Annotated in this window: 22 protein-coding genes; 9 read left to right on the forward strand and 13 right to left on the reverse strand. The window is 54.3% G+C overall.

Going from position 1 to position 26,026, the window contains the following annotated elements:
- Positions 1 to 254: 254 nt before the first annotated feature.
- From PU624_RS18055 to PU624_RS18065, 3 genes are read right to left on the reverse strand one after another with little or no spacing between them, the layout of a single operon-like run.
- Positions 255 to 2,030 carry a SmdB family multidrug efflux ABC transporter permease/ATP-binding protein gene (locus PU624_RS18055; protein WP_283546077.1) on the reverse strand — a complete coding sequence of 592 codons (1,776 nt, stop codon included), beginning with the start codon at positions 2,028 to 2,030 and terminating at the stop codon, positions 255 to 257.
- Positions 2,023 to 3,792, reverse strand: a complete 1,770-nt coding sequence (locus tag PU624_RS18060) for a SmdA family multidrug ABC transporter permease/ATP-binding protein (protein ID WP_283546078.1) — start codon at positions 3,790 to 3,792, stop codon at positions 2,023 to 2,025. Before PU624_RS18060 ends, PU624_RS18055 begins: the two co-directional genes overlap by 8 nt.
- Positions 3,793 to 3,816: 24 nt before the next feature.
- Positions 3,817 to 4,278, reverse strand: coding sequence for an Lrp/AsnC family transcriptional regulator (locus PU624_RS18065; protein ID WP_090963233.1), 462 nt, complete (start codon positions 4,276 to 4,278; stop codon positions 3,817 to 3,819).
- Between the two features lie 116 nt (positions 4,279 to 4,394).
- Between PU624_RS18065 and PU624_RS18070 the strand changes: the two genes are divergently transcribed.
- Positions 4,395 to 5,429 (forward strand): PLP-dependent cysteine synthase family protein, encoded by a 1,035-nt coding sequence (locus PU624_RS18070; RefSeq protein WP_283546079.1) that lies wholly within the window; start codon positions 4,395 to 4,397, stop codon positions 5,427 to 5,429.
- Positions 5,430 to 5,463: 34 nt separating this feature from the next.
- Here PU624_RS18070 and cof read toward each other — a convergent pair whose 3' ends face one another.
- A complete protein-coding gene (gene cof, locus PU624_RS18075) occupies positions 5,464 to 6,285 on the reverse strand; it encodes an HMP-PP phosphatase (RefSeq protein WP_283546080.1) in 822 nt (273 codons plus the stop codon).
- Positions 6,286 to 6,377: 92 nt separating this feature from the next.
- Between cof and PU624_RS18080 the strand changes: the two genes are divergently transcribed.
- A complete protein-coding gene (locus tag PU624_RS18080) occupies positions 6,378 to 8,096 on the forward strand; it encodes an SgrR family transcriptional regulator (RefSeq protein WP_283546081.1) in 1,719 nt (572 codons plus the stop codon).
- Positions 8,097 to 8,137: 41 nt separating this feature from the next.
- The gene (queC, locus tag PU624_RS18085; RefSeq protein WP_283546082.1) at positions 8,138 to 8,833 is read left to right on the forward strand and encodes a 7-cyano-7-deazaguanine synthase QueC; all 696 of its coding nucleotides are present in this window, start codon (positions 8,138 to 8,140) and stop codon (positions 8,831 to 8,833) included.
- Between the two features lie 50 nt (positions 8,834 to 8,883).
- Here queC and PU624_RS18090 read toward each other — a convergent pair whose 3' ends face one another.
- From PU624_RS18090 to bolA, 9 genes are all read right to left on the reverse strand, one after another.
- Positions 8,884 to 9,282 (reverse strand): acyl-CoA thioesterase, encoded by a 399-nt coding sequence (locus PU624_RS18090; protein WP_283546083.1) that lies wholly within the window; start codon positions 9,280 to 9,282, stop codon positions 8,884 to 8,886.
- A 100-nt stretch (positions 9,283 to 9,382) separates the two neighbouring features.
- Positions 9,383 to 9,736, reverse strand: a complete 354-nt coding sequence (locus PU624_RS18095) for a ComEA family DNA-binding protein (protein ID WP_283546084.1) — start codon at positions 9,734 to 9,736, stop codon at positions 9,383 to 9,385.
- Positions 9,737 to 9,876: 140 nt separating this feature from the next.
- On the reverse strand, positions 9,877 to 11,745 hold the full coding sequence (gene ppiD / locus PU624_RS18100) for a peptidylprolyl isomerase (protein WP_283546085.1): 1,869 nt from the start codon (positions 11,743 to 11,745) through the stop codon (positions 9,877 to 9,879).
- A gap of 247 nt (positions 11,746 to 11,992) precedes the next feature.
- The gene (hupB, locus tag PU624_RS18105) at positions 11,993 to 12,265 is read right to left on the reverse strand and encodes a nucleoid-associated protein HU-beta (protein ID WP_009091701.1); all 273 of its coding nucleotides are present in this window, start codon (positions 12,263 to 12,265) and stop codon (positions 11,993 to 11,995) included.
- 214 nt (positions 12,266 to 12,479) lie between these two features.
- Positions 12,480 to 14,834, reverse strand: a complete 2,355-nt coding sequence (gene lon / locus PU624_RS18110; protein WP_283546086.1) for an endopeptidase La — start codon at positions 14,832 to 14,834, stop codon at positions 12,480 to 12,482.
- A 186-nt stretch (positions 14,835 to 15,020) separates the two neighbouring features.
- Positions 15,021 to 16,292, reverse strand: a complete 1,272-nt coding sequence (gene clpX, locus PU624_RS18115; protein WP_003850494.1) for an ATP-dependent protease ATP-binding subunit ClpX — start codon at positions 16,290 to 16,292, stop codon at positions 15,021 to 15,023.
- A 134-nt stretch (positions 16,293 to 16,426) separates the two neighbouring features.
- Positions 16,427 to 17,050: an ATP-dependent Clp endopeptidase proteolytic subunit ClpP gene (clpP, locus tag PU624_RS18120; protein ID WP_003850496.1), complete on the reverse strand. Its 624-nt coding sequence runs from the start codon at positions 17,048 to 17,050 to the stop codon at positions 16,427 to 16,429.
- Positions 17,051 to 17,385: 335 nt separating this feature from the next.
- The gene (gene tig, locus PU624_RS18125) at positions 17,386 to 18,690 is read right to left on the reverse strand and encodes a trigger factor (protein WP_283546087.1); all 1,305 of its coding nucleotides are present in this window, start codon (positions 18,688 to 18,690) and stop codon (positions 17,386 to 17,388) included.
- Positions 18,691 to 18,983: 293 nt separating this feature from the next.
- Entirely contained in the window at positions 18,984 to 19,298 is a 315-nt protein-coding gene (gene bolA / locus PU624_RS18130; RefSeq protein ID WP_008924895.1) for a transcriptional regulator BolA, read from the reverse strand.
- A 286-nt stretch (positions 19,299 to 19,584) separates the two neighbouring features.
- Here bolA and PU624_RS18135 point away from each other — a divergent pair, with 286 nt between their 5' ends.
- The 6 genes from PU624_RS18135 to PU624_RS18160 all read left to right on the forward strand — a co-directional run bounded on the left by PU624_RS18135 (position 19,585) and on the right by PU624_RS18160 (position 26,015).
- On the forward strand, positions 19,585 to 20,163 hold the full coding sequence (locus tag PU624_RS18135) for a lipoprotein (protein WP_275768240.1): 579 nt from the start codon (positions 19,585 to 19,587) through the stop codon (positions 20,161 to 20,163).
- Positions 20,164 to 20,220: 57 nt separating this feature from the next.
- On the forward strand, positions 20,221 to 21,711 hold the full coding sequence (ampG, locus tag PU624_RS18140; RefSeq protein ID WP_283546088.1) for a muropeptide MFS transporter AmpG: 1,491 nt from the start codon (positions 20,221 to 20,223) through the stop codon (positions 21,709 to 21,711).
- Positions 21,712 to 22,155: 444 nt separating this feature from the next.
- Positions 22,156 to 23,082 (forward strand): cytochrome o ubiquinol oxidase subunit II, encoded by a 927-nt coding sequence (gene cyoA / locus PU624_RS18145; RefSeq protein ID WP_179896785.1) that lies wholly within the window; start codon positions 22,156 to 22,158, stop codon positions 23,080 to 23,082.
- A gap of 4 nt (positions 23,083 to 23,086) precedes the next feature.
- Positions 23,087 to 25,069, forward strand: coding sequence for a cytochrome o ubiquinol oxidase subunit I (cyoB, locus tag PU624_RS18150; RefSeq protein ID WP_090963254.1), 1,983 nt, complete (start codon positions 23,087 to 23,089; stop codon positions 25,067 to 25,069).
- Positions 25,069 to 25,686, forward strand: a complete 618-nt coding sequence (locus PU624_RS18155; RefSeq protein ID WP_013356987.1) for a cytochrome o ubiquinol oxidase subunit III — start codon at positions 25,069 to 25,071, stop codon at positions 25,684 to 25,686. The genes cyoB and PU624_RS18155 overlap by 1 nt, the downstream gene beginning before the upstream one ends.
- A complete protein-coding gene (locus PU624_RS18160) occupies positions 25,686 to 26,015 on the forward strand; it encodes a cytochrome o ubiquinol oxidase subunit IV (protein ID WP_008924889.1) in 330 nt (109 codons plus the stop codon). The genes PU624_RS18155 and PU624_RS18160 overlap by 1 nt, the downstream gene beginning before the upstream one ends.
- The last annotated feature ends 11 nt before the right edge of the window (positions 26,016 to 26,026 follow it).

Here is a 26,026-nt window from a genome sequence, read left to right on the forward strand (position 1 = left end):
ATCCCCTCCAGCGAGTAAATAGGTAACGTTTACGGACACGCAGGGATATAAGCAAAGCCTGTGCCAGAGTGTAAAACTGACGTTAATCAGAGAGTCAGGCGAGACGGAGCAAGGGATGCATTAGTGAAGAGCGGACAAGAAGTGGCTGGATAGCGTAGATTGCAGCAGAGGACTGCACTCCTTTGGTGCTTAAAGCGTCAAAGGAGTGCATTTGTACAGATTATTCTGATAAAGCTGCGCAAAAAAGGTGCAACTCAGCTTTCAGATGTTACAGGCACGCCCGACGCCAGATCTTCACCTGCCTGCTGCAGCTGATACATCTGCCAGTAACGTCCCTGCAGCGCCAGCAGTTGCTGATGCGTGCCCTGCTCGACTACCCGACCGCGATGCAGCACCAGAATCTTGTCTGCGTCGATAATCGTTGAGAGGCGGTGCGCGATCACCACCAGCGTGCTGTGCTGGCGTAGCCTCTCAAGCGTCTGCTGAATTGCCTGCTCGGTGCCGGAGTCGATATTGGCCGTTGCCTCGTCGAGGATCAGTATCTGCGGCAGATCCACCAGCACACGCGCCAGCGCCAGTAGCTGCTTCTGTCCGACCGACAGATTATTGCCCTGCTCGCCCAGCCGGGTATGAATGCCCTCTGGCAAAGCGTGCGCCAGCGGCGCAAGCTGCACCTGTTCAAGCACCGTCCAGACGGCCTCTTCGCTGATGTCGCGGCCCAGCCGCACATTCGCCAGCAGCGTATCGGCCAGCACTACCGGATCCTGCTGCACCATCGCAATACCACGGCGCAGCACGGCATGGCTCAGCTCGCTAATCGGTCGATCATCAATACGGATTTCGCCGCGCGTCACCGGGTAATAGCCCATCAACAGGTTAGCCAGGGTGCTTTTGCCGCTGCCGGTGTGACCCACCAGCGCCACGAACTCACGCGGGGCGACCTCAAGATGGATATCACTCAGCACATCGCGGTTTTCACGGTAGGCAAAACTCAGATTGTTCAGGGTGATACGGCCTGAAGCCAGGGGCTGCTGATCGGCACCATACTGCTGCTGCGCGGCATCCATCAGCTCGAAGATACGCTCACCGGAAACCACCGCCTGCTGCAGCATCGACTGCTGCGTCGTCAGCTCAATCAGCGGCTCATTCAGGCGACCTAAATAGGTAATGAAGGCATACAGCACACCCACTTCAAACACGCCAGGCACGGAGAAACTGAAGAGGATCAGAAGCCCGCACAGCACCATTGCTGAAAACAGGCTCAACAGCGGACGCAGCAGGAAGCCATCGAGACGCAGCGTTTCCATTCGCGCCAGATAGTGAGAGCGGCTCGCTTCGCCCATCCGCTCACCAAATCGCGCCTGCTGACGAAACTGCTGAATCACGCTCATGCCGCTGATGACTTCGTTAAAGCCGTTGTTGATGTCCGCCAGGTAGCTGCGAACCCGGCGGGCAATCGGCGTGCTGAAGCGCTGATAGATGAACATCACTATCAGCACCAGCGGGAAGATCATCATCGCCACCAGCGCCATACGCCAGTCAAGGCTGAACATCGCCACCATCATGGCACCCACCAGCGCAGCACTGCGCAGTACAGTGGAGACCACCGTGACATAGAGATCGCGGATCACCTCGGTGTCGTTCGTCACGCGCGAGATAAGCTGCCCCACCGGCTGGGTATCAAAAGCGCTCAGCGGCTGGCAGAGTGCCGCATTCATTACGTCACTGCGCAACCGCTGGACTACACCGATAGCAGCACGGTTAAACAACAGCGCCTGCCAGTAGTGCAGCCCGGCGGCCAGCAGCTGAAGCAGGATGAAACTGATCACCAGTCCGGCAACCAGCCCCCAGGGCATCTGATGTTTGGCCACCAGGTTATCGATAAAGTAGCTGACCAGCACCGGGCCGGTCACTTCCGCTGCGGCGGCGACCCACAGCATCCCGACCGCCAGCGACAGGGATTTGCGCCATGGCTTGCCGTAGCTCAGCAGGCGCTTAAGGGTTGGCCACAAGCGTGCAGACTTAGCCATGCGGCACTCCTTTTTCATTTTCATCATCATCCAGCGCCGCTTCCAGTTGCTGGTAACGGTACATATCACGATACCAGCCAGCACTGTCAGCCAGCGTGTCATGGTCGCCTCGCTGGGCCACGCTGCCCTGCTGCAGCACCAGAATCTCACTGGCTTCCGTCAGCGCCGACAGGCGGTGCGCGCTGATAATCAGCGTGCGTCCCTGCCCCCAGATACGCAGGTTATGCAGGATTTCGTGTTCGGTACGGCCATCCACCGCAGAAAGCGCATCGTCCAGAATCAGGATTTCGGCATTCAGCAGCAATGCCCGAGCAATCGAAAGACGCTGCTTCTGTCCACCCGACAGCATCACACCGCGCTCCCCGACTTCCGTTTCATAGCCCTGTGGCAGTCGCAGGATATCGTCATGAACGCAGGCCAGCGTAGCGGCATGTTCAATCTCCTGCCGGGTTGCGCCCGGCTTCCCCAGCGCAATATTGTTCGCCACGCTGTCTGAGAACAGGAACGGCGTCTGGCTGACCACGGCCAGACGGCTGCGCCAGCTGTCGAGCCGCAGCTGCGGCAGCGGGATCTGGTGATAGCGGATGTCGCCCTGCTGAATATCAAAATGACGCTGAATCAGGCTGAGCAGTGTGCTTTTACCACTGCCGGTTGGCCCGCATAGCCCCAGCATCTCGCCGGGTTTCAGCTGGAAGCTGACATCGCTTAACACCGGACTCGTGCTGGCCGGATAGTGAAAGGCGCGAATCGCGACCTGCAGCGTGCCCGGCTCAGGTGGCAGTGACTTTTCGCCATCTTTCACGGCCGGCGCTTCCGCCAGCAGTGCGCCGATGCGGCTCCAGGCGGCACTGCCGCGTTCGACAATATTAAACATCCACGCCAGTGCCAGCATCGGCCAGATCATCAGGCCGAGATACATGACAAAGCTGGTGAGCTGCCCCAGCGTCATCTGGTCATGCCACACCAGCCAGCTGCCGCCGCCAATCGCCAGCAGGTTTGAGAAGCCGATAGCGATGTAGATAGTAGGATCGAAACGGGCATCGACCCGCGCAACGCGCAGGTTTTTCTCGCCGGTATCGCGGGCGATGTCAGAAAACTGCTGCGACTGATGCTGTTCAAGGCCAAAGGATTTGATCATCCGGATGCTGGTCAGGCTCTCCTGTGTCTGATCGTTAAGGGTGGAGAAAGCCGCCTGTGCCAGCTTGAAGCGTTGGTGCAGCTGGTTACCGTAGCGATGGATCACGATAGCCATGATCGGCATCGGCACCAGCGCCAGCAGCGTCAGCTGCCAGCTGATCTGCGTACTCATCACCAGCAGCACCACACAGCCCATGACCAGCGAGTCGACCAGCGTCAGCACCCCCTCCCCGGCCGCAAACACAACCCGATCCACGTCGTTAGTGGCCCGCGCAATCAGGTCGCCGGTGCGATGCCGCAGATAAAATGCCGGTTGCTGACGACTCAGCTGGCGATAGAAATCTTCGCGCAACTCAACCGCCAGCTGGTAGGAGGCGCCAAACAGCAGCACGCGCCAGACATAGCGCAGCAGATAGACCACCACTGCGGTTGCCAGCATGATCCCAATCCACATCATGATGCGGCTGGTACTCATGTTGTCTCGCGTCACGCCATCAACAATAACCCCGACCACATGCGGCGGCAGCAACTGCAGAATAGCAATCACAATCAGCAGGATGACCGCGCCCAGATAGCGCCGCCACTCCCGCAGAAAATACCAACTTAACTGGCTGAATAATCTCACAACGCTGTTCTCAATCTCAGGCCCTCACGGGGCGACAGGTAAAGCCGTGGTGTATTTAATCTCTTCCATGGCAAAGCTGGATGTCACATCAATCAGGCCGGGCATCCCATTCACTAATCGTTTGTAGAACGCATCATAGCTTTTCATATCGGCGACCTGAATGCGCAGCAGGTAATCATACTCGCCTGCCATACGGTAAAAGGCCATGACCTCCGGCATGCTGCTCACCACCGAGACAAAGGCCTGATACCAGTCGCGGCTGTGCTGCTGCGTTTTCACAAACATAAACGCCGTCAGTGACAGTCCGATTTTATCCCCATCCAGCAGCGCCACCCGAGCGCGAATAATGCCATCATCTTCCAGCTTTTTCAGGCGCTTCCAGCAGGGTGTGGTGGTGAGGTTGACGGCATCCGCCAGCGCCTGCAGCGACAGCGTGCAGTCCTGCTGCAGCAGTGAGAGCAGTTTAAGGTCAGTTTTATCTAACATTGGGGACTCCGAGAGAATCATTTTCTCCATTAGCGCGATTTTAGCGGTAATTTTGCAATCTCTTTTTCCTGCACGTGCCATAAAATAGCCGCATCACTTTTTACCGGACGCCTGAGATGCAGACCTGCTGGATTCGCCATGCTATCAACGAAATTAATGCTGATTTTCAACGATCGGCAGAGACCCATTTGATCCGTTTCGATCTGGCGGACTTCCCCGGCATCTGGTTCTATCTGAAAGATGAAAGTACCCATCCCAGTGGCAGTCTTAAACATCGGCTGGCACGATCCCTGTTCCTCTATGGCCTCTCTAACGGCTGGATTAAAGAGAATACGCCGATTATCGAAGCCTCGTCAGGCAGCACTGCCGTTTCTGAGGCGTACTTCGCAAGGCTGCTGGGCCTGCCGTTTATAGCGGTGATGCCCGCCAGCACGGCGAAACGTAAAATTGAGCAGATCACGTTTTATGGCGGACAGTGTCATTTTGTCGAGGATCCCTGCCAGCTCTATGCGGAATCTGAACGGCTGGCGCGTGAGCTGAAGGGCCATTTTATGGATCAGTTTACCTACGCTGAACGCGCTACCGACTGGCGCGGCAATAACAATATTGCCGAGAGCATTTTCCGCCAGATGCAGCATGAACCCTTTCCGGTTCCGCATACGGTGATCATGAGTGCAGGCACCGGCGGCACCTCAGCCACGCTGGGCCGTTATATCCGTTATCAGGGGCTGGAAACGAAACTGCTGGTGGTCGATCCGCAGCATTCGGTGTTCTACGACTACTGGCAGCAGCGTGATGCCACCCTGACCAGTACGCGTGGCAGTATGATCGAGGGAATTGGCCGTCCTCGGGTAGAGCCGTCGTTTATGCCTGATGTGATCGACGAGATGATCAAAGTACCGGATGGTGCGACGCTGGCCGCCATGCTGAAGCTGGAAAAGATTCTGGGACGCAAGCCTGGCGCCTCTACCGGCACCAATTTCTGGGGCATGATGCAGGTGGCGAAACGGTTACGGGCAGCGAATCAGCCGGGATCGCTGGTGACGCTGCTGTGCGACAGCGGCGAACGTTATCCCGATAGCTACTATCAGCCTGAATGGGTAGCAAAACATATTGGCGATATCACGCCGTGGCAGCGCGAGCTGGAATAAAAAACCGGACATCCTGTCCGGTTCACGGCAATCCTCAGCATTCGGGGGAATACGCGAGGTCGGGTGTAGCCAGCCAGTGATTTAAATAGTGAGACACCGCCTGTGTCTCGCAATGCCCTAATACTGGCAGATGCGGTAGCGCGGCTTTCAGCTGCGCCATCGCATTGCCCATGATGAAACCCTTTCCGGCGTGCGCCAGCATCTCGCGATCGTTCATCGCATCACCAAACGCCATGCAATCCGCCATTGTCAGCGACAGGTGGTCGCAGAGTAGCGCCAGCGCGCTGCCTTTGTTGCAGCTGGCGGGCAGCACCTCCAGACAATCCGCGGCAGAGAAGCAGATATTCGCGTCCTCGCCCAGTACGGCATCCAGCTCGGTTTTTAGCTGGCACAGGCGCTGATGCTCATCAATAAAGCAGATTTTTGTCACCTGATGCGCGGGCAGCCTTTTAAGATCGCACAGCTGATAACCGAATCCGCTCATCTGATGCGCCACCAGCAGCTCAGGCTGAGGCCGATCGGTAAACCACCCCCGGTCGTTGAAAATATGAATCGAGGCGCGTGTATTCCAGTGGCGGTGGATGACCTCTTCGGCGACGACAGAAGGCAGGTCCCGCGCAAAAATGAGATGACCTGACTGATCGTGTACGCGGGTGCCATTACCGGTAATCAGCCATGCGGGCAGTGTCATTTTTTTCCGTAAGATCTGCATCTCCAGCAGGTGGCGGCCTGTCGCCAGCGCCAGATTAACGCCTCGCAGATGCAGCGCCTGCAGGCTATCCAGCGTCTGCTGACCCAGCTGATGATTCGGTAGCAATAATGTGCCGTCCATATCAAACGCCGCTAAACGCACCATGATTTACCTCCTGCTGAAAGATGAACTCCACTATTGCCTGTTAATTGCGGAACTAATAGTGAATACTTTTAAAAAACTGTTCCGGGTTTAATATGCGCCAGCTCAACCGTCTTAATCAGTTTCAGCGCCTGTGGCAGCAGAGCCAGGGTGCGCCTCAGCAAACCTGCGTGGCAGAGATGGCGCGCCACTGCATCTGTAGCGAGCGCCATCTGCGTACGTTGCTGTCACAATGGCAGCATGCAGGCTGGCTAAGCTGGCACGGCGAGCCGGGCCGGGGCAAGCAGGGGCAATTAGCGTTTCTGCGCACGCCTGAACAGTTAAGACAGCAGTTGCTGCAACGGCAGCTCGCTGCCGGAGACGCGGCGGATGCCTTGCAGCTGCTGGATCTGGCGCCGGAAAGGCTGATCAATATGCTACGGCCACTCATGGGTGGACAGTGGCAGAACGACACGCCGGTTCTGCGCATCCCCTACTACCGTCCGATGGAAAGCACCGCGCCGCGCCAGATTACCGGTCGGGCTGAACAGCACCTGGTTCGCCAGATCTATTCCGGTCTGACCCGTTTTGAGCAGGATGAGCCGGTCGGCGATCTGGCGCATCACTGGCAGCACGATGAAGAATCCTGTAGCTGGTTATTCTGGTTACGGCCTCAGTTGATGTGGCACAACGACGAACCGCTGCAGGCCACTCAACTGGTCACGCAGTTCCGCCAGCTGTTGCGGGATCCGCGCGTTGGTCTGTTGCTGGCCGATGTGATCAGCGTGGATGCACCCCATCCGCTTGCGCTGCGTTTTGTATTGCGACGCCCTGATTTCTGGCTGCCCCATCGCCTCGCCCACCTGTTGTGCCTGCTGCCCCATCCCGATGATCCCGCCACGGGCAGCGGGCCGTGGAAACGGGCGCACTTCAGCGCCGAACTGGTCAGGATTGAAAGTCATGCGCGCTGGCATCTGGAGCGCCCGCTGTTGCAGGCGGTGGAGTACTGGATTACCCCTCAGCTGTTTGATCCCGCTCTCGGCAGCAGCTGTCGTCATCCGGTGCAGATTGCGATAGGCGATGCCTCAGAGCTCAAAACATTGCAACCGGTCAGCAGCAGCATCAGTCTGGGCTTCTGTTATCTGGTCTGCCGCCCACGAACCGGATTTACACCCGCGCAGGCGCAAACGCTTTTCCAGCTGATCCAGCAAAGCGGTATCGTCAGCCGGTTGCCACTGGATGAGGGTCTGATTACACCCAGCAGGGAGCTGTTACCCGGCTGGGATGTGCCGCTGATGGATACGGTCCCGGTTCCCCTGCCGGCGACCCTGACGCTGCATTATCAGTTGCCGGTTGAGCTGCACCAGATGTCACAGGCGCTGGTTGCCCTGTTAAAACAGCACGGCTGCACCCTGAACGTGGTTTTTCATTCGGTGAAAAGCTGGTACCGCATCGACTCGCTTGATGAGGCGGATATCGTGATGGGCGATCGGCTGATTGGCGATGCGCCGGTCTTTACGCTCGCCAACTGGTTGCAGATTGACCCGCTCTGGCGACGGCTGTGGCCCACGCCGCAGGGCGAAGAAGTACAGGTGCAACTGCTGGCGATCCAGCAGATAGCCGACGGCGATATTCGTACCCGCGCGCTGCATCAGCTTTATCATCAGCTGATGACGGACGGCATCCTGCTGCCACTGTTTAACTATCGCTACCAAATCTACGCGCCACCTGGCGTTGAAGGCATTGAACTGAACACGCTGGGCTGGTTCGATTTCAGCCGCGCATGGATTCCGCCGCCCATTGATCCGCCTTGCAGCTGTTCAGCGGCGGACTGAGGCATTACCATAAGCGCAAAATAAACGATCAGGAAAACACCATGAAACGCGCTGTTGTAGTTTTCAGCGGTGGACAAGACTCCACTACCTGCCTGATTCAGGCTTTGCAGCAATATGATGAAGTTCACTGCGTCACTTTCGACTATGGTCAACGCCACCGTGAAGAGATCGATGTCGCCCGCGATCTGGCAATGAAACTGGGTGCCCGCGCGCATAAGGTGCTTGATGTCACCATGCTGAACGAACTCGCCGTCAGCAGCCTGACGCGGGATAACATTCCGGTGCCGGCTTACAATCCTGAGGCCAGTGGCTTACCCAGTACGTTCGTGCCGGGCCGCAATATTCTCTTTCTGACGCTGGCCTCGGTTTACGCTTATCAGGTCGAAGCGGAAGCAGTGATCACCGGCGTGTGTGAGACCGATTTCTCCGGCTACCCTGATTGCCGTGATGAGTTCGTCAAAGCGCTGAACCATGCTGTGTCGCTTGGCATGGCGCGCGAGATGCGTTTTGAGACGCCGCTGATGTGGCTTAACAAAGCGGAAACCTGGGCGCTGGCGGATTACTGGCAGCAGCTTGCGCTGATTCGTGAAGAGACGCTGACCTGCTATAACGGCGTGAAAGGTGACGGATGTGGTGAGTGCGCAGCCTGTCATTTACGGGCCAATGGCTTACAGGGTTATCTCAACGATCGTGCTGGCGTCATGGCAGCCATGAAAGCAAAGAGCGGCCTTAAGTAAGGCTGCATGACGTGGCGGCAGAGAACCGGATTTGCCGCCCCGTTATCCGCTCATGCCATCAGACGCATCAGTCTCTCGCGTAACTCCCCTTCCAGCGCAACCGCCTTCTGGGTCCGTAAATCAATACAGACAAACGTGAGTGCCGCATCCGCGACCACGGTCTCCTGACCTGCCAGCAAAACCCGCTGCGCAATAATGCCGCTTTTGCCGTTTAACTGCGTGATCTCACTATCGATAGTCAGTACGTCGCCCAGCACAGCCGGGCGACGGTAGTTGATGTTGATGTTGACCACCACAAAAGCCAGTTTCTGTTCCTGCAACCAGTGGAATGCTTCAACCTCTTCCAGCCATTGCCAGCGCGCTTCCTCAAGAAACTCAAGATAGCGCGCATTGTTGACGTGCTGATAGACATCCAGATGATAGCCGCGCACTTTTATGGTGGTCTGCATGGTCATGCTCTCCTGCTACTGTAAGTTTACTGGTTGGACCTGTTCACTTTAGCAGAGTCGCCCGGTTAGCGTGGGTTAAGCATCACAGATGTGTCGCACCTCACAATTTCAGCCGGGAAGCATTTCGCTCTATCAGCGCATTGCCAATACCCGGCACTTCACTGAGTTGCTGAACCGCGCTAAAGGGTCCGTACTGTTCGCGATAGCTCACTATTGCCTGGGCCTTTTTTAGTCCCACCCCATTCATAACGGCAGAAAGTTGTTCGGCGGTGGCTTCATTGATACTGACCTGCTCCTGCTGTGGCTGCGCGGCGGCCTCCGTTTTCGGCGCAGAATGTGCACTCTGCGTGACAGCTGTGCTGGCCGGTTCAGGTGCCGCAGAGACGCTGCTGTGACAGAGTGCCCCGCCCAGCGCGAGCGAGAGATAGAGGGCAACGAGTTTAGGTTTAGCCATGCTGTGTTTCTCCTTGTGTGTAAACAGCAGCGACAGAGTGGCACTACTGCGCACAAGGCTCAAAAGCGGAATTTCAGAAATGGAAAAGGCCGCTAATGCGGCCTTTGATTGTTACAGTCGTTGCGCAGTTTCTGCGAGGCTTACTGCATTTGTGCGGCAGCGCCGTACTTTATTTTGGCCTCTTTACGCAGGTTTTGCAGTAACGCTTCAAACGTCAGCTGCGCATTATTCTGCGTGACGCCTTTGACCATTTCGTCAATCTGCGCCTGCGGCATGCTGCCGGTTTTCACTTTATCAACCGCCACCAGTACCACGTTGCCCTGCATATCTTCGCTCACACCCCAGGACGGTTTATTTTCCGCAGGCTGAGGCAGATTAAAGGCGGCCTGTGCAACCGGATCCTGCGCATTGCGATCAACGGTTTTGCTGGCGCTCAGGGTCAGACCTGCGGCAGTCAGCGCATCCTGCTTACCGGCTTTGAGGTCGGTCAGCAGTTTATCGGCCTGGGCTTTCGCCTGCTGCGTCGCTTTATCGTGCTTGAGCGTATCGGTGATCTGCGCCTTAACCTGATCCAGCGGTTTCACCGCTTCCGGTTTATGCTCGCTGATACGCAGCACAAAGGCACGATCGCCATCGACAGTGATGATATCGGAGTTGTTGCCCGGTGCGCCGTTCTGACCCACCAGACCCCCGTTAAAGATCGCCTGCTTCACCGCATCGAAATTCAGCGCGTCTGGCAGCGTATCCTGACTGAACCAGCCGGTCTCTTTCGCTTTCAGACCCGAAGCCTGCTCGGCACCCGCCAGTGACTCATTGTCATTGCTGGCCGCTTCGCTGACTTTCTGCTGCAGTTTGTAGAAGGCATCAACGCCCTTCTCCTGCTTCACTTTCGCGGCAATCGCGCTGCGAACGTCATCCAGCGGTTTAACCTGCTCTGGCTGGATATCGTCGAGGCGAACCACCAGGAAGCCCACTGAAGATTTGATCACGCCTGACATCTGGCCTTTCTCAGTCAGACCGGCATTTTTCAGTTCATCCGGGGTTGTTGACGGTTCCAGCCAGCCCATATCACCGCCCTTACGCGCAGAGATCGGGTCGATGGATTTGGCTTTCGCCACATCCGCGAAATTAGCGCCACCTTTCAGCTGAGCCAGTACCGCATTAGCATCGGCTTCAGTTTTGGTCTGAATCACGCTGTAGCGCGTACGCTGTGGCTGTGAATAGTCTGCTTTATGCTGGTCGTACCAGGCCTGAATATCCGCCTCGCTGGCATCCTGCTGCATGCTGGCAGCATCCATCAGGATATAGCTGACGCGGAACTGTTCCGGTGCCATAAAGCTGGTTTTATGCTGCTGATAATACTGGCTGATTTCGTCGTCATTAACGGTCTGCTTCGCTGCCAGTGCATTGACGTCCAGCGTTGCCTGACGAATATCGCGCTGCTGTGAAACCAGGTCCACCAGTCGGCTGGCTTCGCCCTTCAGCGTGAAGTCGGTGTTAGCCACGGCATTGATCAGCTGCTGATTAGAGAGTTGCTTGCGCAGCGCTTCGGCGTACTGGTCGGCACTGAAGCCCATATTGCCGATCAGAGCCAGATATTTACCGTTGTCGAATTTGCCGTTGGTCTGGAAAGCCTGCTGATTGAAAATCGCCTGCTTAACCTGATCGTCACTGATGCTGAGGTGGAGATCTTTGATGTAGCTGTCGAGCAGCGCCTGATCGATTAACTGCGACAGCGCCTGCTGGCGGATCTGCTGCATGAAGCCATCATTGCTGGCCAGCTGTGAGAACTGGTCGCCCAGCATCTGCTGCTGACGACTGCGTTCGCTGTTGAACGCCTGCTCCAGCTGTCCACGGCTAATCTCCTGACCGTTAACTTTGGCCGCATAGTCGTTATTGCCGCCAATCAGATAGTTGCCAACGCCCGTCAGCACAAAGGAGACCATAATCAGTCCCAAAATAATCTTGAGCACGACATTGTTCGACGCCGCGCGTAAATTGTCCATCATGGTATGGCAACACTCCGCTGTAGTGTGAATGTAAAGCTCGGTCGCAATTCGCCAGTGGCTGACGACTCACGCAACTGCTGGCTTAGCTGGCAGTCTCAATCCGGTCCAGGTCCATCTTACGGCCCGATTCTTACCGGTTAAAACAAAAAAGGCACATCTGATTGATGTGCCCGTATGTTACATGAGAACGGGTTAATCGTCCTCTAATCCACTGAAGAAAATGCGTCAATGAATCTATTCGTTGTTATTAATTGACAGCGTCTTTCAATGCTTTACCAGCACGGAAACCGGGCACTTTACCGGCCGGGATGGTGATCTCTTTACCGGTCTGCGGGTTGCGGCCGGTACGTGCAGCGCGGTCACGCACAGAGAATGTGCCGAAACCAACCAGAGCCACTTCATCACCGTCTTTCAGTGCATCTGAAACTGAGCCCATAAATGCATCTAAAACACGTCCCGCTGCAGCTTTAGAAATATCAGCATCGGCAGCAATTTTGTCGATCAATTGTGACTTATTCACTCTATTCATCCCCTCTTTTATTATTTCACATCGTACCCTGCATCCAGCCAGATACGAACGCGCAGCAAGTTATATCAAGCCTGTGGAGCCGAAACAACGGAATTTCTCTGAGAACGTCGCGTCGGCAGCCACCTAAATTAGCGGCACAAAAAAAAGCTGGCAAGCGCCAATTGCCTTGCCAGCTCCGCTTTTTAACGGTTTTTGCCGTTAATCACTATTTTGCTGTTGCGACCTGCATGCCGTATGGCGCATTTTCGAGTGCCAGATTCAGCACTTCTTCAATGCGTTTCACCGGATGGATCTCCAGATCGGCAATCACGTTCTGTGGAATCTCTTCCAGGTCACGCTTGTTGTCGTCCGGGATCAGTACAGTCTTAATGCCACCACGGTGCGCTGCCAGCAGTTTCTCTTTCAGCCCGCCAATCGGCAGCACCTGACCACGCAGGGTGATCTCACCGGTCATGGCGACATCCGCACGCACCGGGTTACCGGTCAGACAGGAGACCAGCGCAGTACACATTGCGATACCGGCACTTGGGCCATCTTTCGGTGTGGCGCCTTCCGGAACGTGAACGTGAATATCTCGTTTTTCGTAGAAGTCACCATTGATGCCCAGCTTCTCGGCACGGGCACGCACCACGGTCAGCGCAGCCTGAATCGACTCCTGCATCACCTCACCCAGAGAACCGGTATAAGTGAGCTTGCCTTTACCCGGTACGCAGGCGGTTTCGATGGTCAGCAGATCGCCACCCACTTCCGTCCACGCCAGACCAGTCACCTGACCAACACGGTTTTCGCTGTCAGCACGGCCGTAGTCAAAGCGCTGTACGCCCAGGAAGTCTTTGAGGTTTTCGCCATTGATGGTGATGTGCTTCTTAGTCTTGTCCATCAGCAGTGATTTCACTGCTTTACGACACAACTTCGACAGCTCACGCTCAAGGCTACGCACACCGGCTTCACGGGTGTAGTAACGGATAATGCCGACAATCGCGCTGTCTTCAACCGTAATTTCGCTGGCTTTCAGGGCGTTGCGTTCGATCTGCTTGGTGAGCAGATGCTGCTTCGCGATGTTCAGTTTCTCATCTTCGGTGTAACCCGACAGACGAATCACTTCCATACGGTCCAGCAGCGGTGCCGGGATGTTCATTGAGTTCGATGTTGCCACGAACATCACATCAGAGAGGTCGTAGTCGACTTCCAGATAGTGGTCGTTGAACGCAATGTTCTGCTCAGGATCAAGCACTTCCAGCAGCGCTGAAGCCGGATCGCCACGCATATCAGAAGACATCTTGTCGATTTCATCCAGCAGGAACAGCGGGTTTTTAACCCCGACTTTCGCCATTTTCTGGATTAATTTACCCGGCATAGAGCCGATGTAAGTACGACGGTGACCACGGATTTCCGCTTCATCGCGCACGCCGCCCAGCGCCATACGCACATACTTACGGCCGGTCGCTTTAGCGATTGACTGACCCAGAGAGGTTTTACCTACCCCTGGCGGTCCGACCAGGCACAGAATTGGCCCTTTAATTTTGCTGACGCGACTCTGAACCGCAAGATACTCAAGAATACGATCCTTCACGCGCTCCAGGCCGTAATGGTCGATATCCAGCGTCTCCTGCGCTTTTCGCAGATCTTTCTTCACTTTACTGCGCGCGTTCCACGGAACCTGCACCATCCAGTCGATGTAGCCGCGAACCACGGTCGCTTCGGCGGACATCGGGGACATCATTTTCAGCTTCTGCAGTTCGGCTTCGGCTTTCTCGCGCGCTTCTTCCGGCATTTTGGCCGCGTCGATTTTACGTTTTAACGCTTCGTACTCGTCAGGCGCATCGTCCATCTCGCCCAGCTCTTTCTGAATGGCCTTCATCTGCTCATTCAGATAGTACTCGCGCTGGCTCTTCTCCATCTGCTTCTTAACACGGTTGCGAATACGCTTCTCAACCTGCAGCAGATCGATTTCAGATTCCATCATCGCCATCAGATATTCCAGACGCTCGTTGACGTCGGACATCTCCAGCACAGACTGTTTGTCTGCCAGTTTCAGTGGCATATGTGCTGCGACGGTGTCGGCAAGGCGTGCCGCATCGTCAATGTTGTTCAGCGAGGTTAAAACCTCTGGTGGGATCTTTTTATTGAGTTTGATGTAGCCTTCAAACTGATTGATCGCCGTGCGCACCAGGACTTCCTGCTCGCGCTCTTCAATCTCTGGCGAAACCAGATATTCAGCTTGTGCCACAAAATGGTCACCGTTATCGGCCAGCGTCGTAATGTGGGCGCGCTGTAAACCTTCAACCAGGACTTTGACGGTGCCATCCGGCAGTTTCAGCATTTGCAATACTGAGGCAACGGTCCCTACTGAAAAGAGATCGTTAATGCCAGGTTCATCCGTTGAAGCCTCTTTCTGCGCGACCAGCATGATTTTTTTATCATGATCCATTGCGGCTTCAAGGCACCGAATTGATTTTTCCCGGCCAACAAACAACGGAATTACCATGTGCGGATAAACCACCACGTCGCGCAGCGGCAACACGGGGATTTCAATGCGTTCAGAACGCTCAGGATTCATAGAGCTCTCTCTTTGTTTAATGTCCGCCAGGTGATGGGAACCGCATCAGGCAGGTATGCAGTTAAACCCACAGGTATCTGAGTATATGGGGATGCTTGTCCGACATTCAACGTCACAGAGGCGAGAAAAGCAAAAGGGGAAACATTTTCCCCTTTTTTATTAATACAACATGGACGATCTGTTTAATTATTCGCCAGATGCCTGCGCTTCATGCTTACCGTAGATCAACATCGGCTCAGACTGACCTTCAATAACTGATTCATCAATCACTACTTTTTCCACGTCGTCCATGGAAGGCAGGTCATACATGGTTTCCAGCAACGCGCCTTCAACAATGGAACGCAGACCACGTGCGCCGGTTTTACGTGACATCGCTTTCTTCGCAATGGCGGTTAACGCCTCGTCACGGAACTCCAGCTCAACACCTTCCAGGTTAAACAGCGCCTGGTACTGTTTTGTCAGGGCGTTTTTCGGCTCACGCAGAATCTGAATCAGCGCTTCTTCGCTCAGCTCGCTCAGGGTCGCGACCACAGGCAGACGGCCGATGAACTCAGGGATCAGACCGAATTTGATCAGATCTTCCGGTTCACACTGTGAAAGCAGTTCGCCTTCGCTGGCTTTCTGCGACTTCCCTTTGACAGTAGCGCCGAAGCCGATACCGGATCCGGTTTCCACACGCTGGGAGATCACTTTGTCCAGGCCGGCAAATGCGCCGCCGCAGATAAACAGAATTTTCGAGGTATCAACCTGCAAAAACTCCTGCTGCGGATGCTTACGTCCACCCTGCGGCGGAACGGCAGCGACGGTGCCTTCAATCAGCTTAAGCAGAGCCTGCTGTACGCCTTCACCAGACACGTCACGGGTAATCGACGGGTTATCTGACTTACGTGAGATCTTGTCGATTTCATCAATGTAGACGATGCCGCGCTGTGCTTTCTGTACGTCGTAGTCACACTTCTGCAGCAGTTTCTGGATGATGTTTTCAACGTCCTCACCCACGTAACCAGCTTCAGTCAGCGTGGTGGCGTCAGCCATGGTGAACGGCACATCCAGCAGGCGTGCAAGTGTTTCTGCCAGCAGCGTTTTACCGCTACCGGTCGGGCCAATCAGCAGAATGTTACTTTTGCCCAGTTCGATGCCATTGCTGGTATCGCCATTACGCAGACGCTTGTAGTGGTTGTAGACCGCAACCGCCAGCACTTTCTTCGCTCTTTCCTGGCCGATGACATAATCATCGAGGTGATGGCGAATTTCATGTGGGGTTGGCAACGCACTGCGTTCACGATGCGGGGCAACTTCTTTAATCTCTTCGCGAATGATGTCGTTGCACAGGTCAACACACTCATCGCAGATATACACTGACGGCCCGGCAATCAGCTTTCGCACTTCATGCTGGCTTTTGCCGCAAAAAGAGCAGTACAGCAACTTTCCTGAACCGTCTTTGCGCTTATCTGTCATCAGTTAACCTCTTCTTGTTCTCAGGCCATACCCGCGTACGGCTCAGGCCGTGCATAGACGGCCGAAATTCATTCAACCCATAATAGTACCGTTGTCCTGTTAACTATAGACCAGGGACAACGGTAAGTCGGGTCTTATTGGCGATGCGTCAGAATTGAATCGACTAATCCATACTCTACCGCTTCACTTGCAGAGAGGAAACGGTCACGCTCGGTATCACGCTCAATTTCTTCCAGCGTTTTACCGGTGTGCTCAGCCATCAGCTCATTCATACGCTGCTTAACTTTCAGGATCTCGCGCGCATGGATCTCAATATCTGACGCCTGGCCCTGATAGCCGCCCAGCGGCTGGTGGATCATTACACGTGAGTTTGGCAGACAGAAACGTTTGCCTTTAGTACCCGCCGTCAGCAGGAACGCACCCATTGAACAGGCTTGTCCCATACAGATGGTGCTGACATCCGGTTTGATAAATTTCATGGTGTCGTAGATCGACATACCGGCCGTGATCACACCGCCAGGTGAGTTGATGTAGAGATAGATATCTTTTTCCGGGTTTTCAGCTTCCAGAAACAGCATCTGCGCCACGATCAGATTGGCCATGTGGTCTTCAACCTGGCCGGTCAGAAAAATGACGCGCTCTTTCAGCAGACGGGAGTAGATGTCGTAAGAACGCTCACCACGCGAAGTTTGTTCAACCACCATTGGCACCAGCGCATTGTGCGGTGCAGTATATTCACGATCGCCACTGTATGACATTACCGTCTCCTGGATAAATTTCATTGGCAACATTCTGTACCGATTCTACGTAAGACGCGCGGGAAACTCCACGTCGCACCTTTTCCGACACCTTCAGGACGGTTAATCAGCCAGCCTCACTCTCATTTCTGCATACTCCCACTATCTGGGGATGCTGCACGCATGTTTCAAGCATAACAATCTTTTCCCTGTTCGCTAACCTCGAAAAAGCGATGCGTGAATAATTTGCCGATTAATTAAACAAATAGCAGCGAAGAGTGGCGTTATGTACGCAAAACACAAAAAAGCCCGCGACTTTTCAGTCACGGGCTTAGCACAGACGGTTAAATGCGTGATCAGGCCTGAGCGGTCTGATTCATCAGTTCCTGGAAGTTGGTCTCTTTCTCGGTCACTTTAGCTTTCGCCAGGACCGCTTCAACCGCTTGCTCTTCCAGCGCAACGTTGCGCATATTGTTCATCAGCTCGTTATTCTTGCTGTAGAACTCGATCACTTCCTGCGGATCTTCATACGCAGAAGCCATCTCTTCGATCATCGTGCTTACGCGTGCTTCGTCAGCTTTCAGCTCGTGGGTACGAATAACTTCGCCCAGCAGCAGGCCAACAACAACACGGCGTTTAGCCTGCTCTTCGAACAGTTCGCGTGGCAGTTCCAGCGCCTGCTGTTCGTTGCCACCGAAACGCTGTGCAGCCTGGCGACGCAGAACGTCGATTTCGCTGTCAACCAGCGCAGCTGGCACGTCGATTTCGTTGGCTTCAACCAGACCGTCGATCGCCTGAGTTTTGATGCGGTTACGGATAGCGCCTTTCAGCTCGCGATCCATGTTCTTACGCACTTCAGTACGCAGACCGGCAACGGAACCATCTTCAACGCCGAAACGTTTGATGAACTCTTCAGTCAGCTCTGGCAGTTCGCGCGTTTCAACTTTCTTCAGCACGATTTCGAACTTCGCATCTTTCCCTTTCAGGGTTTCTGCGTGGTAGTCGTCCGGGAATTTCACGTCGATAGTGAAAGTCTCGCCCGCTTTGTGACCCACAACGCCTTCTTCAAAGCCTGGGATCATACGGCCCTGGCCCATGGCCAGAACGAAATCAGAGGCTTTGCCGCCTTCGAACTCTTCACCATCTACTGAACCGTTGAAATCGATAGTGGCACGATCTTCCGGACCTGCAGCAGCGTCGCTTTCGATCCAGTTGGCCTGCTGCTTACGCAGCGTGTCCAGCATGGTATCAACGTCAGCATCAGTGACTTCAACGACAGGTTTTTCGACTTCGATGTTTTCCAGGCCTTTCAGCTCAACTTCCGGATAAACTTCGAATTCAACCGCGTAGGTGAAATCCTGACCTTCTTTGTATTCGCCTGGCACGTAGTTTGGTGCGCCAGCCGGATTAATTTTTTCTTTGATGATGGCATCAACGAAGTTGCGCGTCATCAGCTCGCCCAGCACGTCCTGACGGACAGAAGCGCCGTAACGCTGCGCAACGATGTTCATCGGCACTTTGCCTTTACGGAAACCATCGATACGGACTTTCCTGGCAACGTCAACCAGTTCTTTTTTTACTGCGCTTTCGATGCTGTCAGCTGCAACAGTAATCGTAATGCGACGGCCCAGGCCCTGAGTGGTTTCTACAGAAACTTGCATCTTGTTACCTCAAAAAATCACGTGCTCGGTCAACTTCAGACACCACACATAGTGAAATGCGCCGTATCCAACAACCGGGACGGCTTCCGTGAAGAGAACCTGATCCCTGTTACCAGAAGCGTCCCGAAGACATTCCGGAAAAATAGACGCAGCATTATAGCGGCATCGCTGGAATGAGTCGAGGACGCTAACTCACCACTTTTCAGCAGGTTTGCTGCTTTTTTGAGCCAGGGATCGCGTTTTTCGCTAAATAACGGAAAAAACGGCCCGCAGGCCGTTTAGATGAAGGGAGGTCAGGCGAGTGTTCCGGCACCACGACAGTTAGGCGAAGCCAGGACGGTATCCTGCAACCCTTCCCACTCTTTCAGGGTGTAGGTATGCAGGGCTAAGGCATGGACGCTGCCCGCTAATTCAGCCGCCAGTTCGCCATAAATCAGTCGATGACGCGCCAGAAAGCGCTGGCCCGCAAAGCAGTCGCTGACAATGACCACTTTGAAGTGACTTTCTGATCCGGCAGGAACGTTGTGCCGGTAGCTTTCGTCATGCACTTCCAGATGAGCTGGCTGAAACGCCACGCGCAGCTTTTCTTCTATTTGTTCGCGGATCATGGCTATTACTCCTCAATGGCGAGCGCGGTGCCCCATCTCATTCAATCTTAGTCGCTTTTAATGCGCTTACCCGTCAGCGGACGCTAAATATTGCATTTTATGTCAGCCCGCTTCCGGCGCGCATAATAACGCAGCTGAAACGAACAGCAAACCGGCCTGTCAGAGAAAGGGCTTAAAACGGTTTCAGACACAATTTCCCCGGCAACAGGGCTTTTTTCACTGCCGGGCAATGCTATGATGCCTCCAGTTTTTGCAAACCAACCCCCTGACACCAACGAGAAAAAGTATGTTGAAAAAACTGTTATTCCCACTGTTGGCTGCGTTCATTTTAGCCGGCTGTGCAACCAGCAATAATACCCTGACTATTCAGCCTAAAATTCAGTTGCCACAGCAGGATCCGGGCCTGATGGGCGTGACTGTCAGCATCAACGGTGCCGACCAGCGTAAAGATCAGGCGCTGGCAAAAGTGAACCGTGATGGTCAGTTAGTGACCTTAACCCCTTCGCGCGATCTGCGTTTCCTGCTGCAGGAAGTGCTGGAGAAGCAGATGACGGCTCGCGGTTACATGGTTGGACCTAATGGTGCGGTTGATCTGCAGATTGTGGTTAACAATCTCTATGCTGACGTGACGCAGGGTAATGTGCGCTACAGCATCACCACCAAAGCGGACATCTCCATCATTGCGACCGCGAAAAACGGCAACAAACAGGTTAAAAACTACCGCCAGACCTACAGCGTAGAAGGCGCGTTCAACGCCAATAACCAGAAGATTACCAACGCGGTTAACTCCACCATGAGCGATGTGATCGCGGATATGGCGCAGGACACCAGCGTCAACGACTTCATCAAGCAGAACGCCCGTTAATACCGTCTCTCCTCTGCCCTGCCTTGCGCAGGGCTTTTTGTTATCTGCAGGATCCGCATGAACCACTACCTTCGCCTCTTCAGCCAGAAAAACGCCGCCGTCTTACTGCTTCTCGGTTTTGCTTCCGGACTGCCGCTGGCACTGACATCGGGCACGTTGCAGGCGTGGATGACGGTGGAAAATGTCGATCTGAAAACCATCGGCTTCTTTTCGCTGGTCGGTCAGGCCTATGTCTTTAAGTTTCTCTGGTCGCCGATGATGGACCGCTATACGCCGCCGTTTCTGGGACGCCGTCGCGGCTGGTTGCTGCTCAGTCAACTGGCGCTGGTGGCCGGGATTTTCGCGATGGGCTTTCTGCAGCCAGGCCGCGATCTGACCCTGATGGCCGCGCTGGCGGTGTTAATCGCCTTCTGCTCCGCCTCGCAGGACATTGTTTTTGACGCCTGGAAAACCGACATCCTGCCGCCAGAAGAGCGTGGCAGCGGCGCGGCGATCACCGTGCTGGGTTATCGACTGGCGATGCTGATTTCAGGCGGGCTGGCGCTGTGGCTGGCTGACCGCTATCTGGGCTGGCAGGCGACCTACTGGCTGATGGCATTGATGATGGTGCCGGGCATTATCGCGACGCTGATGGCAAGCGAGCCGGACACGCGCATCTCCACCCCTCATTCGCTGCGTCAGGCGGTTGTCGATCCGCTGAAAGACTTCTTTCAGCGCAACAACGCCTGGCTGCTGATTACCCTGATCATTCTTTACAAGCTGGGCGATGCCTTTGCCGCCTCGCTGACTACCACCTTCCTGATTCGCGGCGTCGGCTTTAATGCCGGTGATGTCGGCCTGGTCAACAAGACGCTGGGCCTGCTGGCGACCATTATCGGGGCGCTCTATGGCGGCGTGCTGATGCAGCGCCTGAGTCTGTTCCGGGCGCTGCTGATTTTCGGCGTACTTCAGGCGGTCTCGAACTTTGGTTACTGGCTGCTGGCGGTGACCGACAAACAGTTGTGGAGCATGGCCAGCGCTGTCTTTGTGGAAAACCTCTGCGGGGGCATGGGCACCGCGGCCTTTGTCGCGTTGCTGATGACGCTATGCAATAAATCGTTCTCAGCGACCCAGTTTGCCCTGTTGTCGGCACTGTCAGCCGTTGGCCGGGTCTATGTCGGCCCGGCCGCGGGCTGGCTGGTAGAGCTCTGGGGCTGGCCGACTTTTTATGCCTTTACGGTGATGGCCGGTCTGCCGGGCCTGGTGCTGCTGGCTTTTTGCCGCCAGACGCTTAATCAGGTCGAGCAAAGTGGCAATTTCCTCACACGAAGCTACTATCCTCATGGTTATCGCTGGACTCATCGTCTGTTTGCAGCCGGATGCGGCGTACTGGCGCTCTGGCTGGTTGCGCTGGTACTGAATGCACTGGGACTGACTGCGCTGGCCCCGCTGCTCACCCGCCTGTTTGAGCTGGGCATGACCCTCTCCTTACTGGCGGTGCTTGCAGGGGTGTTGCTGGACTACCGGGCGCTGAAAAAAACGCCGGTGCTGCCCGCATCAGACGCTTAAGTAAAATCGATAGGTTAACGGGCTGCGGCTTATTTTCTGGCAACCGGATAAGTCGCCGTCATTTATCATCGCGTGTTATTTTTTAAAAATAAGAATATGACCTGAGGAGGCGTAGCGGAAATACTAAAAACCGGTGAGCAATTACTTTAGTTAAATTTCATCGCGCAAATGATACAGACTTGTTAAATAATTGGGAGTTAAAAGTAAGGGTTATTCCTTTCCCTGATTTTTTTACGGTTACTTCCATTGGTTTTTGTTATATTGATGCCAACTGCTTGTCTGCGTTAATTATTTGTCACCTGGCGCAACATCTGTGACACCCTTAGCAAAAGGTGTCAACACGTATCTGACACATCCTTAAGCTGGTTTACACTGCATAAACCTTCCCGTAAAATGCGCGCACACTTAAACGACAATAGAGCCCTTTGTCATTGAGGTCGTTAAATGAGACTCAGTAAATACAATAAAAGTTTGGGGATTTTGTCATTAATTGCAGGCACTTTATTAATGAGTGGCTGCGATAGTGCATTGTTAAATCCCAAAGGACAGATTGCACTGGAGCAACGTTCGCTGATACTGACTGCCTTTGGCCTGATGTTGATCGTCGTGATTCCCGCAGTCCTGATGGCCGTGGTGTTTGCCTGGAAGTATCGGGCGTCCAACACGAATGCGAAGTACAGCCCTAACTGGTCACACTCTAATAAAGTGGAAGCCGTGGTCTGGACCATTCCGATCCTGATCATTCTCTTCCTTAGCGTACTGACCTGGAAATCGACCCACGCACTGGAGCCCAGCAAACCGCTGCAATCTGATGTGAAACCGGTTGAGATCGATGTGGTTGCACTGGACTGGAAATGGTTGTTCATTTACCCGGAGCAGGGTATTGCGACTGTGAACCAGATTGCCTTCCCGGCAAATACTCCGGTGAACTTCAAGATTACGTCTAACTCCGTCATGAACTCTTTCTTCATCCCAACGCTCGGCAGCCAGATTTATGCGATGGCTGGTATGCAGACCAAGCTGCATCTGATTGCGAATGAGCCGGGAACTTTCGACGGTATCTCTGCGAACTTCAGTGGTCGTGGTTTCTCTGGCATGAAGTTCAAAGCCATTGCGACTAAAGACGATGCGGAATTCCAGCAGTGGGTGGCTAAAGTTAAAGCAGCCCCTAACACGCTGACTACTATGGATGATTTCGAGAAAGTGGCTGTGCCAAGCGAAAATCACCCGGTGGAATATTTCTCTTCAGCTGATCCGAAACTGTTTATGCAAGTCATCGACAAGTTCAAGATGAGCCACGGGAAAATGGACATGCCACAGCATGAAGGTATGGACATGAGTCACGCCGCTTCCGCGGGAGCCGAGGAATAATACGATGTTCGGAAAATTAACACTTGATGCAGTGCCGTACCATGAGCCGATTATCATGGTTACGGTTGCCGCTATCCTGATAGGTGGTGCGGCCCTGGTTGCTGCGCTCACCTATTTTGGTAAGTGGAAATATCTGTGGTCTGAATGGCTGACGTCAGTCGACCACAAACGCCTGGGTATCATGTACATCATCATGGCATTCGTCATGCTGATTCGTGGTTTCGCTGATGCCATTATGATGCGTACCCAGCAGGTGATGGCTTCGGCCGGTGAAGCGGGCATTCTGCCACCGCACCACTACGACCAGATCTTTACCGCGCATGGCGTGATTATGATCTTCTTCGTGGCGATGCCGTTCGTGGTTGGCCTGATGAACATCGCGGTTCCGTTGCAGATTGGTGCACGTGACGTTGCGTTCCCGTTCCTGAACAACCTGAGCTTCTGGTTTACTGCGGTCGGTGTGATCCTGGTTAACCTGTCTCTGGGTGTGGGCGAGTTCGCACAGACCGGCTGGCTGGCGTATCCGCCGCTTTCCGGCGCGGAGTACAGTCCCGGGGTCGGGGTCGATTACTGGATCTGGAGCCTTCAGCTCTCAGGTATTGGTACGACCTTAACCGGTATTAACTTCTTCGTGACCATCCTGAAGATGCGTGCACCGGGCATGAGCCTGTTCAAAATGCCGGTCTTTACCTGGACCGCGCTGTGCACCAACGTCCTGATCATCGCTGCGTTCCCGGTTCTGACCGTGACCCTGGCGCTGTTGACCCTTGATCGTTATCTCGGCTTCCATTTCTTCACCAATGAAATGGGCGGGAACATGATGATGTACGTCAACCTGATCTGGGTCTGGGGCCATCCGGAAGTGTATATCCTGGTACTGCCGGTGTTTGGTGTGTTCGCAGAAATTACCGCGACCTTCTCCAAAAAACGTCTGTTTGGTTATACCTCACTGGTGTGGGCGACCATCGCCATTACCGTGCTGTCGTTTATCGTCTGGTTGCACCACTTCTTCACCATGGGTGCAGGTGCCAACGTTAACGCCTTCTTCGGTATCATGACGATGATCATCGCGATTCCGACCGGGGTTAAAATCTTTAACTGGCTGTTCACCATGTATCAGGGCCGCATTCAGATGCACTCTGCCATGCTGTGGACCGTTGGCTTCCTGGTAACCTTCTCTGTAGGGGGTATGACCGGCGTACTGCTGGCCGTTCCGGGCGCTGACTTTATTCTGCACAACAGCCTGTTCCTGATTGCACACTTCCATAACGTTATCATCGGTGGTGTTGTCTTCGGTTGTATGGCGGGCGTGACCTACTGGTTCCCGAAAGCCTTCGGCTTCACCCTGAACGAAACCTGGGGTAAGCGCGCATTCTGGTTCTGGATCATTGGCTTCTTCGTTGCCTTTATGCCGCTGTACGCACTGGGCTTCATGGGTATGACCCGTCGTCTGAGCCAGGATATCGATCCACAGTTCCACCCTCTTCTGGTGGTTGCTGCGGTCGGTGCGGGTCTGATTGCAATGGGTATCCTGTGTCAGCTGACCATGTTCTACGTTTCAGTACGTGATCGCGATCAGAACCGTGATGTGACAGGTGACCCGTGGGGCGGTCGTACGCTGGAGTGGGCAACCTCTTCACCACCTCCGTTCTACAACTTTGCTGTCATCCCACACGTGCATGAGCGTGATGCATTCTGGGAAATGAAAGAGAAAGGCGAAGCGTACAAACAGCCGGCATCTTATGAAGAGATTCATATGCCGAAAAACAGTGGTGCTGCAATTGTCATCTGCGCATTCGCTACTGTAATGGGCTTCGCGCTGATCTGGCATATCTGGTGGATGGCGGGTCTTTCATTCCTCGGCATGATCGTTACCTGGATCGTGAAGAGCTTCGACGAAGACGTGGATTACTACGTTCCGGTTGCTGAAGTTCAGAAGATTGAAAACCAGCACTTTGACGAAATCAGCAAAGCAGGTCTGAAATAATGTCAACTGAAACTCTGATTAAACATCACCACGACGCCCATGCGGAGCATGGGCATCACGATGCAGGAGCCAATAAAGTCTTTGGCTTCTGGATCTACCTGATGAGTGACTGCATTATCTTCGCAACCCTGTTTGCGACCTATGCCGTCATGGTCAACAACACTGCCGGTGGCCCGGCAGGTAAAGATATCTTTGAGCTGCCGTTTGTTCTGGTAGAAACCGCCCTGCTGCTGTTGAGTTCGATCACTTACGGCATGGCTGTTATCTCCATGAACAAGGAGCAAAAAGGTGCCGTTATCGGCTGGCTGGCGCTGACCTTCCTGTTTGGTCTGGGCTTCATCGGGATGGAAATCTATGAATTCCATCACCTGATTGCTGAAGGCTTTGGTCCGGATCGCAGTGGCTTCCTGTCTGGCTTCTTTACGCTGGTCGGTACCCACGGTCTGCACGTGACCTCAGGTCTGATCTGGATGCTGGTTCTGATGTTCCAGGTTTCTAAACGTGGCCTGAACGCGACTAACCGCACCCGTATCATGTGTCTGAGCCTGTTCTGGCACTTCCTGGACGTGGTCTGGATTTGCGTCTTCACCGTTGTTTACCTGATGGGAGCCATGTAATGAGTCATTCTGTTAACGAACATGGCGCTTCACACGGTAGCGTGAAGTCCTACATGATCGGCTTCATCCTCTCTATCATCCTGACGGCAATCCCGTTCTGGATGGTAATGGATGGCAGTGCATCTCACGGTACTATCCTCGGTGTTGTTCTGGTCTGTGCGGTAATCCAGGTGCTGGTTCACCTGGTTTACTTCCTGCACTTAGACAGCAAATCTGAGGGTGGCTGGAACATGGTAGCCATTGTTTTCTCGGCCATCATCATCCTGATTGTCGTAGTGGGCTCACTGTGGATCATGTGGAACCTCAACTACAACATGATGCCTCACTAAAGAGTCACGCG

Source organism: Pantoea sp. Lij88, from assembly GCF_030062155.1.
In the GTDB taxonomy this organism is placed as follows: domain Bacteria; phylum Pseudomonadota; class Gammaproteobacteria; order Enterobacterales; family Enterobacteriaceae; genus Pantoea.

Excerpts from the sequence above, each read along its gene's own strand:
- PU624_RS18055 (WP_283546077.1), bottom strand. The coding sequence starts at position 2,030 with ATGGCTAAGTCTGCACGCTTGTGGCCAACCCTTAAGCGCCTGCTGAGC.
- PU624_RS18065 (WP_090963233.1), bottom strand. The coding sequence starts at position 4,278 with ATGTTAGATAAAACTGACCTTAAACTGCTCTCACTGCTGCAGCAGGAC.
- PU624_RS18070 (WP_283546079.1), top strand. The coding sequence starts at position 4,395 with ATGCAGACCTGCTGGATTCGCCATGCTATCAACGAAATTAATGCTGAT.
- cof (WP_283546080.1), bottom strand. The coding sequence starts at position 6,285 with ATGGTGCGTTTAGCGGCGTTTGATATGGACGGCACATTATTGCTACCG.
- PU624_RS18080 (WP_283546081.1), top strand. The coding sequence starts at position 6,378 with ATGCGCCAGCTCAACCGTCTTAATCAGTTTCAGCGCCTGTGGCAGCAG.
- queC (WP_283546082.1), top strand. The coding sequence starts at position 8,138 with ATGAAACGCGCTGTTGTAGTTTTCAGCGGTGGACAAGACTCCACTACC.
- PU624_RS18090 (WP_283546083.1), bottom strand. The coding sequence starts at position 9,282 with ATGCAGACCACCATAAAAGTGCGCGGCTATCATCTGGATGTCTATCAG.
- PU624_RS18095 (WP_283546084.1), bottom strand. The coding sequence starts at position 9,736 with ATGGCTAAACCTAAACTCGTTGCCCTCTATCTCTCGCTCGCGCTGGGC.
- ppiD (WP_283546085.1), bottom strand. The coding sequence starts at position 11,745 with ATGATGGACAATTTACGCGCGGCGTCGAACAATGTCGTGCTCAAGATT.
- lon (WP_283546086.1), bottom strand. The coding sequence starts at position 14,834 with ATGAATCCTGAGCGTTCTGAACGCATTGAAATCCCCGTGTTGCCGCTG.
- clpX (WP_003850494.1), bottom strand. The coding sequence starts at position 16,292 with ATGACAGATAAGCGCAAAGACGGTTCAGGAAAGTTGCTGTACTGCTCT.
- clpP (WP_003850496.1), bottom strand. The coding sequence starts at position 17,050 with ATGTCATACAGTGGCGATCGTGAATATACTGCACCGCACAATGCGCTG.
- tig (WP_283546087.1), bottom strand. The coding sequence starts at position 18,690 with ATGCAAGTTTCTGTAGAAACCACTCAGGGCCTGGGCCGTCGCATTACG.
- bolA (WP_008924895.1), bottom strand. The coding sequence starts at position 19,298 with ATGATCCGCGAACAAATAGAAGAAAAGCTGCGCGTGGCGTTTCAGCCA.
- PU624_RS18135 (WP_275768240.1), top strand. The coding sequence starts at position 19,585 with ATGTTGAAAAAACTGTTATTCCCACTGTTGGCTGCGTTCATTTTAGCC.
- ampG (WP_283546088.1), top strand. The coding sequence starts at position 20,221 with ATGAACCACTACCTTCGCCTCTTCAGCCAGAAAAACGCCGCCGTCTTA.
- cyoA (WP_179896785.1), top strand. The coding sequence starts at position 22,156 with ATGAGACTCAGTAAATACAATAAAAGTTTGGGGATTTTGTCATTAATT.
- cyoB (WP_090963254.1), top strand. The coding sequence starts at position 23,087 with ATGTTCGGAAAATTAACACTTGATGCAGTGCCGTACCATGAGCCGATT.
- PU624_RS18155 (WP_013356987.1), top strand. The coding sequence starts at position 25,069 with ATGTCAACTGAAACTCTGATTAAACATCACCACGACGCCCATGCGGAG.
- PU624_RS18160 (WP_008924889.1), top strand. The coding sequence starts at position 25,686 with ATGAGTCATTCTGTTAACGAACATGGCGCTTCACACGGTAGCGTGAAG.